This window comes from Serratia sp. TMDUHS_CL, assembly GCF_037137105.1.
GTDB classification, from domain to species: Bacteria; Pseudomonadota; Gammaproteobacteria; order Enterobacterales; family Enterobacteriaceae; genus Serratia; species Serratia nevei.
The window spans coordinates 1-211 of the sequence record NZ_JBBBDV010000051.1; the positions used below are offsets into that span (position 1 = coordinate 1).

Below are 211 nucleotides of genomic sequence, written 5' to 3' on the forward strand. Positions count from 1 at the left end.
TACCTCGCTTTGCGTCAGCAGGTTGGGGCTGTTCTCCAGCGTCACCGCCACCTCGCCGCCGCCGATCGTCGCCGATCCGCTGCTCTGGATCCGATCGCTCTGGCCGTTCGGCCCCACTTCCACCGCGTAGCGCGAACCCGGCTCGAAGCTGACGTTGCCCGCCACGTTCAGGGTGCCGATCGAGTTGCCCGGCGCCACGGTGCCGCCCTGA

At 69.2% G+C, this 211-nt stretch carries 1 protein-coding gene; it reads right to left on the minus strand.

Annotated elements, in window-relative coordinates:
• Positions 1 to 211: autotransporter outer membrane beta-barrel domain-containing protein (locus WCL58_RS25330; RefSeq protein WP_336851761.1), on the minus strand; the 211-nt coding region annotated here is incomplete at both ends.